The sequence below is a fragment of the Streptomyces sp. NPDC057271 genome (genome assembly GCF_042668715.1).
GTDB lineage: Bacteria > Actinomycetota > Actinomycetes > Streptomycetales > Streptomycetaceae > Streptomyces.
The window spans coordinates 43,597-59,479 of the sequence record NZ_JBHUYJ010000046.1 but is presented as its reverse complement, the minus strand read 5'-3'; the positions used below and the strand labels follow the sequence as shown (position 1 = coordinate 59,479).

14 protein-coding genes are annotated in these 15,883 nt (G+C 67.3%); 2 read left to right on the top strand and 12 right to left on the bottom strand.

The genetic code is table 11. The features are described from left to right. Positions 1–150: 150 nt before the first annotated feature. A complete protein-coding gene (locus tag ACFUJR_RS21810; RefSeq protein ID WP_383177122.1) occupies positions 151–576 on the top strand; it encodes a hypothetical protein in 426 nt (141 codons plus the stop codon). A gap of 74 nt (positions 577–650) precedes the next feature. Here the strand turns inward: ACFUJR_RS21810 and ACFUJR_RS21805 are convergent, their stop codons facing one another. The 7 genes from ACFUJR_RS21805 to ACFUJR_RS21775 all read right to left on the bottom strand — a co-directional run bounded on the left by ACFUJR_RS21805 (position 651) and on the right by ACFUJR_RS21775 (position 7,904). Next, on the bottom strand, positions 651–2,219 hold the full coding sequence (locus tag ACFUJR_RS21805) for an ATP-binding protein (RefSeq protein WP_383177119.1): 1,569 nt from the start codon (positions 2,217–2,219) through the stop codon (positions 651–653). 20 nt (positions 2,220–2,239) lie between these two features. After that, complete coding sequence (locus ACFUJR_RS21800) at positions 2,240–2,695, bottom strand: DUF6238 family protein (RefSeq protein WP_383177117.1); 456 nt, start codon at positions 2,693–2,695, stop codon at positions 2,240–2,242. 44 nt (positions 2,696–2,739) lie between these two features. After that, positions 2,740–4,209, bottom strand: a complete 1,470-nt coding sequence (locus tag ACFUJR_RS21795) for an SCO6880 family protein (RefSeq protein WP_383177114.1) — start codon at positions 4,207–4,209, stop codon at positions 2,740–2,742. Between the two features lie 90 nt (positions 4,210–4,299). Further along, positions 4,300–5,679 carry an ATP-binding protein gene (locus ACFUJR_RS21790; RefSeq protein WP_383177111.1) on the bottom strand — a complete coding sequence of 460 codons (1,380 nt, stop codon included), beginning with the start codon at positions 5,677–5,679 and terminating at the stop codon, positions 4,300–4,302. 29 nt (positions 5,680–5,708) lie between these two features. Further along, positions 5,709–6,395 carry a hypothetical protein gene (locus ACFUJR_RS21785; RefSeq protein WP_383177108.1) on the bottom strand — a complete coding sequence of 229 codons (687 nt, stop codon included), beginning with the start codon at positions 6,393–6,395 and terminating at the stop codon, positions 5,709–5,711. After that, on the bottom strand, positions 6,395–6,703 hold the full coding sequence (locus tag ACFUJR_RS21780; protein WP_039649441.1) for a DUF6112 family protein: 309 nt from the start codon (positions 6,701–6,703) through the stop codon (positions 6,395–6,397). Before ACFUJR_RS21780 ends, ACFUJR_RS21785 begins: the two co-directional genes overlap by 1 nt. A gap of 73 nt (positions 6,704–6,776) precedes the next feature. Next, on the bottom strand, positions 6,777–7,904 hold the full coding sequence (locus tag ACFUJR_RS21775) for a C40 family peptidase (RefSeq protein WP_383177104.1): 1,128 nt from the start codon (positions 7,902–7,904) through the stop codon (positions 6,777–6,779). 635 nt (positions 7,905–8,539) lie between these two features. Here ACFUJR_RS21775 and ACFUJR_RS21770 point away from each other — a divergent pair. Continuing rightward, entirely contained in the window at positions 8,540–9,289 is a 750-nt protein-coding gene (locus ACFUJR_RS21770) for a DNA-methyltransferase (RefSeq protein WP_383177102.1), read from the top strand. A gap of 95 nt (positions 9,290–9,384) precedes the next feature. On the opposite strand, the gene ACFUJR_RS21765 is transcribed toward ACFUJR_RS21770, so the two are convergent. The 5 genes from ACFUJR_RS21765 to ACFUJR_RS21745 all read right to left on the bottom strand — a co-directional run bounded on the left by ACFUJR_RS21765 (position 9,385) and on the right by ACFUJR_RS21745 (position 15,511). Then, the gene (locus ACFUJR_RS21765) at positions 9,385–10,299 is read right to left on the bottom strand and encodes a transporter (protein ID WP_383177099.1); all 915 of its coding nucleotides are present in this window, start codon (positions 10,297–10,299) and stop codon (positions 9,385–9,387) included. A gap of 216 nt (positions 10,300–10,515) precedes the next feature. After that, a complete protein-coding gene (locus ACFUJR_RS21760) occupies positions 10,516–12,687 on the bottom strand; it encodes a hypothetical protein (protein WP_383177096.1) in 2,172 nt (723 codons plus the stop codon). A 225-nt stretch (positions 12,688–12,912) separates the two neighbouring features. After that, positions 12,913–14,652, bottom strand: a complete 1,740-nt coding sequence (locus tag ACFUJR_RS21755) for an ATP-binding protein (protein ID WP_383177093.1) — start codon at positions 14,650–14,652, stop codon at positions 12,913–12,915. A gap of 11 nt (positions 14,653–14,663) precedes the next feature. Beyond that, positions 14,664–14,840: a hypothetical protein gene (locus ACFUJR_RS21750; RefSeq protein ID WP_383177090.1), complete on the bottom strand. Its 177-nt coding sequence runs from the start codon at positions 14,838–14,840 to the stop codon at positions 14,664–14,666. A gap of 200 nt (positions 14,841–15,040) precedes the next feature. Continuing rightward, positions 15,041–15,511, bottom strand: coding sequence for a hypothetical protein (locus ACFUJR_RS21745; RefSeq protein ID WP_383177087.1), 471 nt, complete (start codon positions 15,509–15,511; stop codon positions 15,041–15,043). Between the last annotated feature and the right edge of the window lie 372 nt (positions 15,512–15,883).

Here is a 15,883-nt window from a genome sequence, read left to right as displayed (position 1 = left end):
AACATCACCCGCAGCCGCCTCGGACGCCTCACCCGCCAAGGCTTCCTCACCCAACCCGGACGAGGCCGCTACCAGAAACGGACTTAACGTCCACTTAGGGCGGAGCTGACCAGCTGCGTTGACCCCAACCAAACGGGAGAACACACCCGCATGACGAGCCCGCAGGCCGAGAGCACCCTCACCTACGCCGCTGACCTCACGCGCGAAGACGTCACAGCCTTGGAGACGTTTCTCAACGCGCAGCTCGGGCGGGTATCCGAGGTGGTGGGTGAAACTGGCGAGACGTCCTTCGCGATGCAGTCCTTGCTCATCCTCGTCAGCGACTCGGCCGGGTTCCTGCATGTTCTCCTCCGGCTGGAACAGCCCGATTTGTGGCAGCGGGCCGCGATCGTGCGTGAGTGGCAGCGGTTGCGCAGCACCGCGCACCCCTTCAACCACTGCGAGGGGTTCGATCACGACCGCTGGTGGAACCAAGTGCGGCACTATGACGCCACCGACGAGAGAGCGGAACAGGAGCGGATTATTCGGCTCGCCGGTGAAGCTGCTCTCGACGAAGGGCCGGCGCCGACCGAATGAGATGTTCCGCCGGTGGAAGCGTGGTTCGCGTATCGCGCCTTGGCTCAGTCGAACCGACCCTTGGGTAAGGTGCGTCATCGGCCCATCACCCTTGGGTTCATGGGGATTACGACGTCAGTATTCGTGAACTCACGGACCTTGGCATGCATCCGGGCGTCCGTGTCGAACAGCTCACGTTCGTGCGGGTGGAGCAGATGTTGAGTGATGAACGACCGGCCCGCGACCTTCCACAGGCCGCGCCCCTTGGTGAGGGCGGAGACGGCCTGGGTCTCGACGCCGGTGAGGCCCAGCAGGGCAGCTGCGGAGCCGAGTTGGTCGGCTTCCTGGCGGTAGATGATGCGGGTGGAGCAGTCGGTGAGCAGGCCCTCGGCGAGTGCGCGACCCCGGGAGCCGGCGTCGCCGGCGGTGAGCAGGTCGCTCATGCGGTGGATCACCATCATGTTGGCGATGCCGAGTCCTCGACTGAGCTTCCACTGGCTCTGCATGCGCTCCAGGAGGGCGACGTGCCGCATCACGCGCCATGCCTCGTCGTAGATCACCCAGCGCCGTCCGCCGCTGGCGTCGGCGAGCGCGGACTCCATCCAGGCGGAGGCGCAGGTCATCGCGAGGACGAGCGCGGTGTCGTCGCCGGCCCCGCCGACTCGGGACAGGTCGATGGACAGCATCGGCGCGGCCGGGTCGAACGCCACGGTGCTCGGGGCGTCGAACATTCCGCTCAGGTCACCGTGCACGAGGCGGCGCAGCGCGTGGGCCAGGTCCTCGGCAGCCCGTCCGAGGCGTCCGGACAGGTCACCGAGTGCGGCGTCGAGCCGCTCGGGTGCGCCGAGCACGTACGCCACGTCGCCGAGCAGCGGCGTGGTCCCGACGGCTTCGGCATGTGTGACCGCCTGGTCCAGTGCCACATCCAGGGCGGTGTGCTCCATCGGGTGCAGATCGCGCCGCAGAACCGTCTTCGCGAGCGAGCCGAGGAGAAGCAGGCGCCGCTTGCGGACCTCGCCCGCCCAGTCCTCCTCGCTGACGCCGAACGGCCTGGCCGGGGCGTCCAACGGATTCAGCCGGCCGGGAAGGCCGGGGCCGAGGGCGATGGTCTGACCGCCCAAGGCCTGGGCGACCACGGTCCATTCACCCTTGGGGTCGCAGGGGATGTAGATGCGGTAGCCGAAGGCCACGGCGCGCACGGCGAGGGACTTGGCCAGGGCGGACTTGCCCATGCCGATGATCCCGGCGAGCAGGATGTTGGGGTTGGTGAATCCGTCGAGTCGCCCGTACAGCGCGAACGGGTCGTAGGTGAAGGCGGCCTCGGCGTGCACGTCGCGGCCCACGTAGATGCCCTGGCCGCCCAGGCCGCCCTCGGCGAGAAAGGGGTAGGCGCCGGAAGCGGTGGCGGTGGTCATCCGGTGGGCCGGGAGCTTGAGATGGCCGCCGCGGGCGGAGGCGGGACCAGGGCGGCCGGCGGTCGGATAGGTGGCGCGCAGCTCGGAATCGGCGCCGGTCTCGGTACGGCGGGCTTCGGGCTGGCCGGCGTGGCGGGCCTTGTCGCGGGCGGCGGCGAACTGGTCGCGAGCGGCGCGGGCCGTACGGCGGTCGGTCCTGCGGGGGACGAAGAGCGGGCTGGCGCTGGCTCGGGTGGTTCGAGTGGACATGCCGGTGGTGCTCCCGGTGGTCAGTGGCGGGTGAGGCCGGTGAAGGGGTCGCGGAGATCGGCCGGGGTGTGGGAACGGCGGACCCGGGCAGCGGTGGCCAGGTGGCGCTGGCACACGGTGAGGTCGGGGGCGCCCTCGGGGAGGCGGGCCCGGCACGCTTCCCGCGTGGGGAGGCGGCCGGTGGCCGGTTGCGGGGCCGCGTGATACGCGGCGTGGAGGTGCTCGGCCGCCTGCCACAGCCGGATACGGCAGGCCCTCAGGTGGTCGCCCTCGGCGGCGTCCACGGGAGAGGTTCGCGCGGTGTGCGCGTCCAGCAGTCCGTACAGGGCGACCAGGTGGGCATGCAGGGAGTCCAGTTCGGTGCGGCCGGCGGCGACCGGGGCGACGGGCATGTTTATGGCCCGGTGAAAGTCGAGCGCGGCGGTGGCGAACGGGACGAAGTCCGGAGCCAGTTCGGGTAGGGATTCGGTCGGCATGGGGGTGCCCTTCGGTAGAGCGCGGGCGGTGGTGCTGGGCCGGGCTACGGGCGTGCGAGCGGCAGGGCGGCGTTGGTGAAGGCTTCGGCCTGCTGCCAGGTCAGCAGGCGCAGGTCGACGAGGGCGGCGACGGCCGCGGTCTCGATGGCGGCGCAGGCGGCGTTGAGTTCCTCGTCGGTGTCCGCGCTCACGGTGAGCAGACCGGTGAGTGCGACATCGGCGTGTCCGGCGATGAGCTGGCGCTCGCGCTGTTTGATGTCGGCGTACTCGACCGAGTCCTCCTCGGAGTCGACCTGGCCCTTGCGGGCCCGTTCGGCGGCGTCGGCGATCACGGTGGCCTTCTTGCGCTGTACGTCCTTGAGGGCGGCGTCGAGTCCCTTGGGCTCGTAGGCGAGCGAGAGGGTGCGGCGGACGCCGGTGGTGAAAAGGAGCTGGTGGAGGAAACCGGGGTTGGTCTCGATGCGCGGCCAGTTTTCGATCCAGAACGTGGCGTGGTGGGCCGAGTCGGTCTGGATCCGGTCGACCTTCTCGACCAGGACGACCGGCCCGGCGGCAGCGGGGTCGGCCTGCGGACGGCCCGAGTCGGACCACCGGTCGAGGGCGGCCGACGCCTTGGGGTCGTACGCGGTGCGGATCACGGCGGCGATCCCACTCGCGGGCAGCCAACCGCTCGGTGTGAGCCCGGAGGTACGGGCGGACTGGTCGAAGGTCGAGGTGAGCTGGGCCAGGACGGCGAACGCTCCGGTGAGTCCGCCACCGGCCTGGTTGATCAGGCGGCGGGCGGCGTTGAGATCGAGGGCGAGGGCGACGTACGCCTCGTGGGGTGCGGCGGCGGGGCCGGCGGCGGCCAACAGGTCGCTGTAGACCTGACCGGCGAGCGGGGTGTGTGCGTTGCCGTGCTCGTGCCAGTAGCGGTTGAGTGCGTCGCCGGAGTCGGGGACTGTGCGCTCCAGGACCTGGACGCGTGCGATGTGCCCGGTGCGCGCGAGCGCGGCCAGAGTGCGGCCCCAGCCGGAGACGTTTCCGTTCTGGGTGGCGGGATCGAGCAGGGCGAAGGCGCGGGAGGAGACCTTCACCACGGCGGTGAGGGTGGCGCGGTGGGGATCGTGTACCGCGCCGAGACGGCCGTCCGACGAGGTGACCACGTGCAGGGACGCGGCCGTGCCGGGAAGATGTAGCAGGCCCTCGCGCCGCGGTCGGGTGGACGGCCGCGCGAGCCAGACCAGCTGGCCTCGGAAGCGGCGGAGCGCGTACCGGATCGCGATCGGCGCCCAGTCGGCGAGCGCGCGCCCGCGGTGGCGGATGAAGACCGCAGCCAGGACGAGGGCCCACAGCGGTACGAACTTGAGCGCTCCGGTCACGCCCGAGGTGAGCAGCACCCCGAGCAGGAGCAGACCGCAGGCCGCGACGACGATCAGCTGAGGGGCCGAGAGCCCGAGCAGCACGCCGCGGCGCGAGCGGTGAGGGAACTTGACCGTGGCCGGGCCGTCGGGGTGTGGAGCGTCAGGGAGCATGGCGAAGCCGTCCTTGGAACGTGAAGAGAAGGAAGAACAGAAAGACGGGGCGGGCCAGGCGGGACCTCGGCCCGCCCCGTCAGCTACGGGCTACGAGCCCGATCGATCCGCAGGCCCGGGATAGATCCACCGCTGCGGAGTGGCGCCACCCTCCGGAGGAGGTCCACTGCGCTGTGGTGCCGGCGGATCCAGGTGCGTGACCTGTTGCGGCGCTACCGAAGCGCCCTGCGACGTCGCTCCGGAGACTGCCGGTGCCGAGTCGGCTGCATGGTTCTGACCGGGGCGCTGGATGAGCGGGACTCCGCGATCGCCGTCCGTGGGAGGGCGACGGATCAGCGCTTGGCCCTTGTCGCCGGCTGCGCCCGGCTCCTCACCGAAGCGGAAGTGGGTCTGCTTCGGCCCGGTGTCACCAGTCTCACCACCGGATCCGCCGGTCGGATCGATCCCGGAGGCGACACCATCCGACCCCTGGCCCGGCACCTTCGCCGGTCCCTGCGGAGCACGCATCCCCGTGCCGGCCTGGACCGCGAGCTGCCCCGCGGTCTTCGCCGCACCCGCAGCGACCGCCATACCCGCAACACCGGTGCGGTGCAGATCGTCGTGGCCGCCACCATCGGCCGCCCAATGCACGAACTTGTACGTGGCGTAGGGACAGAGCAGCACCAGGACCATCACGACCATGCCCGCGATCGCGTCCGCCAGGGCGCCCAGGCCGCCGTTCGCGTCGGTCTTGCCCATGGCCGAGACACCCAACAGGAACACGATCGTCATCAGGAGCTTGGAGACGATCAGGGTGCTCGTCGCCTCGATCCAGCCGCGCCGCCAACGCTGGGCAACCTCCCAGCCCCCACCGGCCCCCGCGAAGACAGCCAGGGTGACCAGGACCAGGATGCCGACCTTGCGGGCGACCATGACCGCCCAGTAGAGGAAGGCGCCCACCGCGCAGCCGAGTGCGACGAGGGCGGGGACGCCCCAGCCCAGGCCGTACATCGCCCCCAGCTCGTTGACCTTGATCATGCGGCGTACGACGTCGTCCACGGAGCTGTTGGCCGCCTCGAAGAGGCCGGCGCTGAGCGCGTCGACCACCGTGATCGCGACGGTGGTGCAGGCGATGGCGGCGAAGGCGAAGAACACTCCGGCCACGGTTCCGTACACCGCCTGCGCGAGGGCGCGTTCGTCCCGGCGCCAGGCGGCGCGGGTGAGCTGCAGGCAGAACGTGCCGACGGTCAGGATGAGGCCGATAGGCAGGATCAGCTCGTAGTTGCTCCTGAACCACTCGGCGTCGAGATCGACGGCCGTGGTCTTGTCGACGGCCTTCGAGGCGAGGTCCGCCGCGGCCTGGGCCATTTCACCCATCGACTTGGCGATCCAGGCGCCGATGCCGTCGGTGACGGCTTCGCCGGTCGCGCCGACCACGCCGCCGACGGTGTCGCAGACCGTATTCATCAGAGGGAGGTCACAAGCTCCCATGAGGGCACTCCTTTCGTAGGTTGGGGTGACTACGGCGAGACGTTCGGCAGGACCCCGACGAGGGCGCAGTCGTGTCGTGGCCGGCACTGGACGGCGAGGGTCGTCGAGCGGGACTCGGCTCCGGCACCGGAGCCCTTCCAGGCGATGGACTGCTTGCCGGTGACCGTGACGGCGTAGACGTACGCCTCGGTGATCGCGCCGGGGTCCTGGGCCAGGGCGGTCTTGAACGCCTGCGGGAAGTGGCCCTCGCTGACCGTGGCGCCGACGTGCTGCCCGTTGTCGCGCATCCGTGACCAGAGCACCGGGGTGGGCACCTGGTCCGTGACCGACTTCCAGTCGGCGTACTTCTTCTCGCCGGTCATCCACCGTTTGAGGCCGACCAGGCGCTCGGCCTGCGAGGAGGACCGGGTGTCGTACGTCCACAGGACCTTGGTGGCGGCCTTGGCGAACTCGATCGGATCGGTCGTCCTTGGCGGCGCGGCCGCCGCCGATCCGTGATGCGTTGTGACGGCCGGGGAGGGGAGCGCCGGGGAAGGCGACGGCGCCGGGGCGGTGTTCGCCGGGGCCAGGCTCTCCGTGCGGGTGATGTACGCGACCAGCCCGGCGACAGCCAGCAGAACGGCGAGGACGACGCCGCCGATCGAAGCGCGGCGCAGAACCAAGGAGGGGGCGCCATGCCGCCGAGCCCCGGCGGAGGAGAGACGTTCCTTCGGCATCAGTGAACCTGCGTCCCCATCGCCGAGAAGAAGGCGACGACGCCGTTGGCCGCGCCGAGCAGAAGGGCGCAGCCGGCGGCGACGACCGTGCCCTTCTTGCCGTTGGCCTCCGCCTGGTGGCCGCCGCTGTGGTGGCCCCAGGCCCAGACGATGGCGGAGATGGCGAGGGCGCCGACCGTGGCGATGATGCCGAACAGGTTGATGCTGCCCATGACCTTCTTGAGGACGTCGAGACCAGGCAGGCCGCCCTCGCTCGGCGTGACGCCAGGGTTGTACGCCAGCATCTGGGCGTGCTGAATGAGCTTCATTAGGAACTCCAGTACGAATGTGGGCGCGCGAGGGCCCGGAAGGGTGAAGCGAGGAAAGGAGAGAGGCCGGGTGTCAGATGACCCGGCGGGCGGCGAGCACGTCCGGCCGCCAGTCGGCGAGGGTCGAGATCTTGACCACGTCGCCAGTGCGCGGCGCGTGCAGGATCAGTCCGGAACCGATGAACATCCCCACGTGTTCCGGGACTTCCGTCGTGCCGCGAGTGAAGAGGAGATCACCCGGCTGGAGAGCCTGGACGCTGACCGCCTTGCCCTCATTGACCTGCGTGTACGTGGTCCGGGAGATCGAGATGCCGCCGGCCTTGTACGACGCCTGCATCAGGGACGAGCAGTCGCAGCGCCCCATCGGGTCCTGGCCGCGCGGAGCGGTGCAGGCGCCACCCCACTGATACGGAGTGCCGAGCTGGCCCAGACCCCAACGGATCGCCGTACGAACGGACTTCGGTGCGTCAGCCGGAATCTCGTAACTCTCGGGGACGGAGCCGGCGGGGATCGGACCGAACCTCGCCCCGTCCTCACCGGTGTCGCACCCTCCAGGCGCCAGATCCACCTGCTCGCCCCTGTTGCCGGTGCCAGAGCCCGACCCCGTCGACAGCGACGTGGCGATGGCCTTCTGCAGAGCCGTGGCGAGCGGCTCCCACTTGGCGTACGCGTCGGGGAAGCCGCTCTTCTGGACCGCCTGAGCGGCCTGCGTCACGGTCATGGACTGCCAGCCCGAGACCTGCAACAGCGACTCGTAGAACTTCGTCGAGGCGTGCACCGGATCGCGGACCTGCTGGGCCGTTCCCCAGCCCTGGCTGGGGCGTTGCTGGAAGAGTCCGAGCGAATCACGGTCGCCGTAGTCCAGATTCCGCAGCCCCGACTCCTGCAGGGCCGTGGCCAGCGCCACGATCTGACCTCGTGCCGGCACCTCCATGGCGACACCGGTGGCCTGGATCGTCCTGGCGTTCGGGACCTGCTCCGCAGGATCGTCCAACCCCGGGACCGACACCGCGGCCTTGCCGCCGCCCTTCAGGATCGACTCCACCTGCTTGGCGACCACTGCGGAATCCACAGCCTGCGCATCGCTGCCCGCGCAGGCCGCCTGGGCGCTGCCGGCACCAGCAACAGCCATCACGAGTGGGGCGACGAGCAGCAGCGGGCCGAGCGCCACGGCCCCGACTATCGTCGCGCCCGCCTTCACGGTCGCGGGCCGTCCGCCAGGGGCTGGGGGCGGGAGACGGGCTCCGGCGACGGGCGTGCGTGGGCATGCTGCATCAGCAACTCCTTGTTCGTAGGAAGCGCGGCACCGGGGTTCTCGTCGACAAGGTCACCGGCACCGCATCGGTCAGGGATTGACATCACCTGAGATCAGGGAATGGAGAGACCAGAGGTCGGGAGCGGCTAACTCTCGTCCCCTGGAATCCCTCTACTAGGAAGCGGCAGCCAGCCGCGCTCGTAATCTCACGCGCCACATGGAGATCCCTCCCGCCGAAATGCCAGATCCTCTGGGGGTGCTGGCGTGGCGCCATCTGAACGAGGAAGCACGCATCAGCACAGCTCAACAGGCCAGGACCTGGGCCCCGTCGGTCGAACACGGCGAGACTGTAGAGACGAATTCCGGCCGCACCAAACGACACCTTGACGACCGACCCCGACCTGCCATCTGGACGGCAGAACATCATTAGGTACGGCCGGGAACGACGGTTAATCTCCACCTGTTGCTCTCCCCGGATGGCTGCCTTTGGCGCCCTCGGGAGTGGCTCCGTGACGTGTGCACCATTCCGGGAACTCGGAATCAGCGCACGACCCATCCCTGCGGAAAGAGAGAACCGCGCAATGCCGTACACCCTGCACCGAGGCGATGCTCTGACCGCCCTCGCCGGCATCCCCGACAACAGCGTCGATGCCGTCATCACCGACCCGCCCTACAACAGCGGTGGCCGAACCAGCGGCGAACGAACCGGCCGCAGCGCCCGCGCCAAGTACACCTCGGTCGACGCCGAGCACGACCTCGCCAACTTCCCCGGCGAGAACCGCGACCAGCGCTCGTACGGCTACTGGCTCACCCTCCTGCTCACCGAGTCCTACCGGGCGACTGTCGAATCCGGCACCGCCCTCGTCTTCACCGACTGGAGGCAGCTGCCCACCACGACCGACGCGCTCCAGGCCGCCGGCTGGACCTGGCGCGGCATCGCCTCGTGGCACAAGCCGGTCTCCCGACCGCAGAAGGGCCGGCTCAAGCAGTCCTGCGAGTACATCGTCTGGGGCACCAAGGGTCCGGTCGACGCCGACCGGCACCCCGTCTACCTGCCCGGCCTCTACACCGCGAGCCAGCCCCGGAAGGACCGCGTGCACATCACGCAGAAACCCGTGGAGGTGATGCAGGAGCTGGTGAAGATCTGCCCGCCGGGCGGAACGGTGCTCGACCCCTTCACCGGCTCCGGTACCACCGGCGTCGCAGCCCTGCGCGAGGGCCGAAGGTTCGTCGGCGTCGAGCTCTCCGACCACTACGCCGCCATCGCCGAGCAGCGACTCCGAAGCGCACTGACCCGGGACGACTTCGAACTCGCCGGGCCTGAAGAGTGAGACCGAGAAGCCCCAGGCGGCAGGAACAGAACGCAGAAAAGGGCGGCTGCTCCGTCATGTTGGTGGAGCAGCCGCCCTTTGCCGCGAGGAGCGCTTTAGGTCGCCTCGACAGCTTGCTGGATCAGATCGGTCGCCCGCGCGAGCTCCTCGCGCGAGCTGATCCGCACCTCGACGCCACCACGGAGACCGAGGGCGCTCACGCCGCTGATGTCTCGGGAGAAGCCTTCCTGCAACTCGACCGCTCCCGGATCCAGCCGCAGGTTGATCACGACCTGTCTCTTGCGCGGCTGCATACGCACCGTGGCGACGTTCGTGAAGCGCCGATAGGCGACGTAGTGGAGCTGCGGCTCTTTGATCACGTCCTGGTGCGACAACAACAGCTCGTCGAGATCCGCGAAAAGCTCCTTGAGGTCCGCGGGTGACTCGTCGTGGTACTGCTGGAACGTCTTCGACGACGATGACGCGGAGCGTGCCGCGGGCAGGGTCTTGCCGCGTGCGGTGGTCCGAGTGCCGCCGGTAGAGGTGACGAGTTGCAGGGTCAGCGCGTCGTCGAAGATCCGGTAGGCGAGCAGATCGATCCGATGGCTGATCATCTCCACCGCCACCGTCTCGTGGTACGTGAAGGCGCCGGCGATGCACACGATCCTGGGCGCGCTCCAGTCGATCTCTTCGGCCACCGACTCGCCGAGCTTCCCCGCGACCAGCTTTTCGAACTCGTGGTGGTGATCCTGGAGCCAGCACAGGTATGAGAGCGCCTGGACGATGACGGCCTCGTCCCGGGTCCGCTTGTACTCCACGATCACCGGCGTGCCGGTTTCGTCCAGCCCGAGAGAGTCGATCCGACCGCCGTGCCGCCCCGTGCGGTGCTCGGTGGCCAGGAAGCGGATGCCGAGCATCGTCTCCATGTTGGCCTCGATGAGCCGCTGCAGTTCGACCTCGACTCCCACGGCTGCTCCCGGCACCTCGGTGGCCTTCCCGCCCCTCACCCTGAAGACCTTCAGGTTGCTCATACGTCCCCCATGGCTCTCAGATCTCAGAACATGTAATCGAGTCCACGAGGTGTCTATTCCGTGGTGGCGACTAACGCCAACGTGCACGTATGACCCCGCCTGAGCCGAACGCCCGCCACACAGGAAGCGTCTGTACCAGCGGCCGAGGATCCGCCTCTATACGGCAGGCGCCGGCGAGCGACTCGTCGCGCCCGCCGGCGCCTTCTCCGGGCTCGGCTACCCTGCCTCCGCAGCGACATCATCCAGGTCGAGCTCACCTTGCTTGCTGCGGCGAGCTGGCTTGCTCAACCAAGCATCGAAGTCGTCGTCGGACACCGCGAACCAGTCCTTGAGGGCCTTCCCAAGCGCCGTTTTTGCTTGGCTCTCGGCGATGGGTCGGAGATCGCTCTCTTGAGCTGACGGCTGGCTCGTCCTGAGGGCCTTGAGCTGCTGCTTGATGCACAGGTCAAGGTACATGCGCCGGGCCTCACCGAGCTTGATATCGAACTCTTCTCGGTCCGGCAACCATTCGGCCACGTGAACCCACGCAGCGGGGACAGCGAGGGCCTGCAACCAGAAATACCGAAAGTAGACGGCTTGTGCCGACTCCATGTTCCCGATCTGGTTGATCGGGTTTGAGATGCCAACTTTGTTGAAGGCGACCTTCCGGTCACGTGCGCGGCTGTGCTCGATCTGGAAGAAGGCATTCCAGGCTTCAACGAGAGCTTCCGCAAAGCCCGGGAGGTCTTTGAGCTCGACGCCGCCAGGCTGTGTCTTCCGTACTTCCCACAGCGAGCCCATGGTCATGACGAGACCGAGCTGACAGGCGTGGGTGTTGAGCACAGCGTAGGCGTCCTTGCCACGCTTCACGCGCTCGGGACGAGTCGATCCGAGGTACTCCTGGGCTCGGTACTGGTCGAAATCCTCTTCCTTACCCTTGAGCGCCTCCCACGCTCGGATGACATCCGACTTGGGCAGCCTGCGGTCTGCGCTGTCCCTGTGCTCTGTGTAGTGGTCGTAGCTATCGCGCAGCGTCCAGAAGACGCCGACGCCGCCGAAGAGGGCGTCGTGAGCCAGAGCAGCGAAGGTGTCCGCTACGTGCCAGTCGTCCCTGAGCTTCGTCAGCGCTCTGGCGTGTGCTGCGTACGGCGCGGTCCTCGAGAGCAACGTCAGGATGGCCCGGCCCCACGTCTCCTTGAACCTGGTGCTGATTGTTTCCATCTGGCCGAGGGGGAACTGCTTGTCGCCGAGAGAGTCTCGGTCGAACGTGATGCCGCCATCCTCGAAGTACCGCTCTAGAAGACTGGCTACGTCGAGCTGGCTACGCATGAAGTCGTCGCGCTGCTGCTGACTGTCCTTACCAGAGATCCCCTGTGCGACGTTGGTGAGGTACTTCGACGGCCCGAAGATGCAGCGGTTCACGGCCATCTTGAGGAGGTTGATGTTCGTGAGTACCGACCACCGCGCCGGCCGGTGGCTGTTCACTTCAGGGTTGTCGTACTCCACTGCGTAGAGGGGCAGGTACGAGTCGTCGTTGCGGCTCCGCAGCTCACTCAGCATGCTTCGCGTCAGAACGTTGGAGAGTTCGGCATCCGAGAGCAGGATGATGCGGGACTCGCTCGGGGGGCGCGCCTCCTTGTTGACGTCGACGAACAGCTTCCGCGCTGCTTCGTGGGGGCGGGAGCCATCTCCGGTTTGCTCCGGGAACCAGCACACAGTGACGGGCACCTCGACCTTCGACAGGTCGGGTTCGCCGGCGCCGTGCTGTTCGAGCACGCGTCGTACCTGGTGCTCATAGAAGGACCGGTACTTGACCGCAGAGGTGTCTCCCCATGAGTTGGTAAGGGTGCGCTCAATTGCAAGGAGGGCCATGGCTCGGTGCTGGCCGTCGAGAACCACGAGGCTGGACTCGGTGCGGTTCCACCAGAACTTGCCGACATTTGCCCCGTGCGGCTGCCCATCACCGCCGAGCAGACGGTGGACCTGGAACGCGTTACCAGCACGCTGTTCCTGCCAGTGTGCTTCGTCGGCGCTGATCGATGTCACGTCCCCCAACACAGGAAAGGATGTCGGACGCTTGTTCTGGAAGGGGAGCAGAACAGCCACGATCGGTGGGAAGAAGGCCGGCCCCGTGGTCTGGGGCTTGAGCAAGTAGGGGATCAGGTTGACAGCTACTCGGTGATCGTCGAGGTCACGCTGCAGAAGCTGGTTGAAGTCCAGGTCGCCGGCATCCATGACTTCGCGGACGGGGGCCAGGTTCTTCGTGAGTTGGCGCTCGGGTGTGTTGGCGTCACCACCGAGTCGAGCCTTTGTCATGATGTAGTCGACCCGCCCCGCCGGGGTGTCGAAGCTGCCCCACGTTCCCTGCACGTAATCTCGGAACGTAAGCCCACTGCCCGACCCGAACATCCTTCACTGCCTTTCCAAACTGCGTAGGTGCCGAAGTCAGCGGCCATGGCGCTGGTCTCGGCGTCTTGCTTGCTGAGCGTTCTCACAACATCCTGCAGGTCACGTGGTGGCCGCGTGGGCGGATGCGGGAAGTGACTCGCCTCATCCACAGTGCGCGCCACAACGGATGCCCCCAATGCGACTGTGCTGGACGGCTGTCACGCCCGTCCAGCACAGCCCGCGGGCTCACTCGTCCTTGAGTTCTTCCTTGAGCATGACTCCGGTGAACAGGCCCCAGTACGTACGGAGCTGGCTGAACTGCTCATCAGGGTTCTCGTGCATGGCCTCCGCCCGCGCGTAGCCCATGAACAGCAGGTCGATGGCCGCCTCGGCCCGACGCGCGAGATCCAGTACGTCTTCGGGGCTCATTCCCTCGGCCCCGTCGTCGGCGATCTTCTTCAGCGGCCCATAGACGTCGCGGAAGAACGAGTGCCGATGGTTGAACTTCACGACCGACTTGCCGTTGAGGTGGTGTACCTCGAGGAACTCCTTACCCGGCCAACTGCCGTCAAGCAGGGTGATGGGCTTGGTTCGAACCTGCTCGCGGAGTGTCTCGATCTTGGCTCCGTCGGTCTCAGGGTCCAGCCCCATGTCCTGGGCGGCGTGCTGGACAACCTCCTCCTCCTGCTCCGCGGTAGCCGTCCTGCCGGCGACTCCCTTGGGGAGGCTCGGGTCGGTCCGTTCCGCCGTTGCCATGCTGCTGCTGTGCTCTCCCTTAGCGAGGCGCTCCCGCGTCTCGACTTCTCCCCAGTACTCGCGGATCACCTTCCGAGCCCGCAGGACAGGGAGCTTCAGCCAGTCTCGCAGCTCGTTGCGGAGCCTCGTCACAGGCTCTGCGCCACGCTTCACGTTCCGCACCTGGAAGAACTCGTCCAGCTCCGCCGTGAAGCTGATCTCGATCGCGATGTACCGAATCACCTTGTCCGTACGGCTGGTGTCGAGGAGGTAAGGAACCACGTCGTAGTAGATCTCCCGGCCGTTGCGCAGGATGCTGATCCTGGCGGCATTCACACGGTTGATCTGGAATTCCTTGATGTCCTCGCCTCGGTGGTCAACTTCGCCACCGGCTCCCTTCCAAGGGCGGAACTCGGCAGGCACCAGAGCGACAGAGACGTGCACCTTGTGCCCGTCAACCTCCAGGTCCCCTTCCTCGATCAACTGGCCCCGCGGGTCCAGCTTCTGGGGCTTGTACCGAGAGATGATGCGGGGGTTGTCCCGAAGGAAGAGGGGGTCGTGGAGGGTTACCGGCTTACCGTCGAGCTCAAACGCGCGACCTGTGTCGATGTAGGTACGGTAGGCGCGCGCGATGAACTTGCGAAGATCCGAGACCTTCTCCTCCAGCGAGGTGCCATACGCCCCTCCGCCGTCGAGGCGGTCGATCTTGCCGATGACAACCACGGTGCCCGAGGCAAGTGGACGTCCATCTCGCCCAACCATGAGCTTGGTGGCCTCTTCGGGCCAGGTGCTGACCTCATCAGAGGTGATGTACTGCTGCTTGCCTTCCCGGATTTCGTCGAGGTCGATGTAGCTGTGGACGATCTCGGGTCCGCTGGCTCGCTTGCTGTAGATGTCGATGCGCCTGCCCAGGCTCAGCCCTGCGAGCTTCAGCCCCATTCCGAAGCGACCGAGGCCCTGGCGCTGGTTGTAGCGGGCGCTGTACCCCATCGACAGAACGTTGTGCATGATCGCGGGGTCGATGCCCACCCCGTTGTCAGCAATGATGAAGGTGTCGATGGACTTCTTCTTCGGCCCGTATACCGGAAGCACACGCATCAGCGTGGCCTCGGCCTGAATGGAGTTGTCCAAGGGCTCCCCGATGGCAGCCGTGAGGTCGAAGCCGGCGTCACGCATCGATTCCAAAGCGCGGTCGATCTGGATGACGTTGGAACGCTGGCTGTCGGGGGATAGGAACAAGGGGTTGGTCATGGCGAGGAACCTCACTCTTTGGGGGCGGAAGTCTGCTGCAGGTCGCGGAACCGTCGGGTGGCGCGTTGCTCTGGCCGGCAGAAGACGCAGCTGGTTTCGTGGAAGTCTGGCCGGTCAGGGTGGATGCGGTTGGTCAGCTGAGGGGAGAGCGCATGGAACATGGCGCACTCCATGTCGTAAGCGTTCACGGGGTTGTTGTGGACGTCGTAGGTGAAGTACGCGCCCCGCTGATCAGTGCAGTGCCGAAGAAGGCGTCGGCGGATGTCTGTATCGCTGCGACCTACGTAGCGAGGCAAGCCCGTGGTCGTGTAGAGGACGTAGCTGCCGACGACGCCTGGCGGTATGAGGGCCCGTATGAGCCAGGGGCGCAGTCGTATGAGACGGGGCCTCATGCGGCTCCCACAGATGCAGCCCAGAGCTGACGGGCATGCTTTCGGGCACGTGAAATCCGCTCTCTGGCTCGAGGCACGGGAAGCCCTTGCCGGTCCGCCAAGGTCTCGGCGTCGTCTCCGTGCGCCAGGGCCTGAAGCACCACACGTTGGGCATGGGAGATCCCGGGCTCAGCACGGAGCCACTCGACAATTTCGACGACGGGGTACCCGTGATCCACGGCTCCGTGATCGGCGTGTTCCTCACCGAGGGAGATACTGGGAGCGATGGTCTTGCGGCGCTCAAGCGCCTCGTAGGCGTGACCCATCGCGGATCGCACGCGAAAAGGCGCTGGCGTGGACGCGTCAGAGGGGTTCCGCAGAAGCTCGTCGAGGGCTCGGTCGATCCTGTCGAGCTCATACGTGTCGCAGGTGGCCAGGGCACGCTTTTGCAGCGCGAAAATTGCCCCCTTGACCGGGTGGCTGATCATGTTCGCTCCGTCTTGTCTGGCGGCGAGCCCCATGCGGTGGCGCGCGTCCGAAGGGTGAAGCGTTGCTTATGTGGTTGTCCTGCGAGGGTACTAGATGGCACGGACACGGGGGTGCGAATTCCCTTACCCCGTACCAAGCCTGACTGGCCCTCACCTAAAGAGGTCGGGTGGGGTCGCCAGTCGTTGCGGTTACTCCTGGGGAAGGTGGTGGTTGCGATGACGGGCCGGCACAACGTGCTGGTCAACGAGTCGGGGCCACCCTCCCGCAGGGAAGGGGGGCCCAAGAGGGGGGGGGTGGGGTGGGTCCCCCGCGGGGGGGGGGAGAAGGTGTTCTGTGGACCCAAAACCCCCCCCTCCGCGCCAATAGCACAT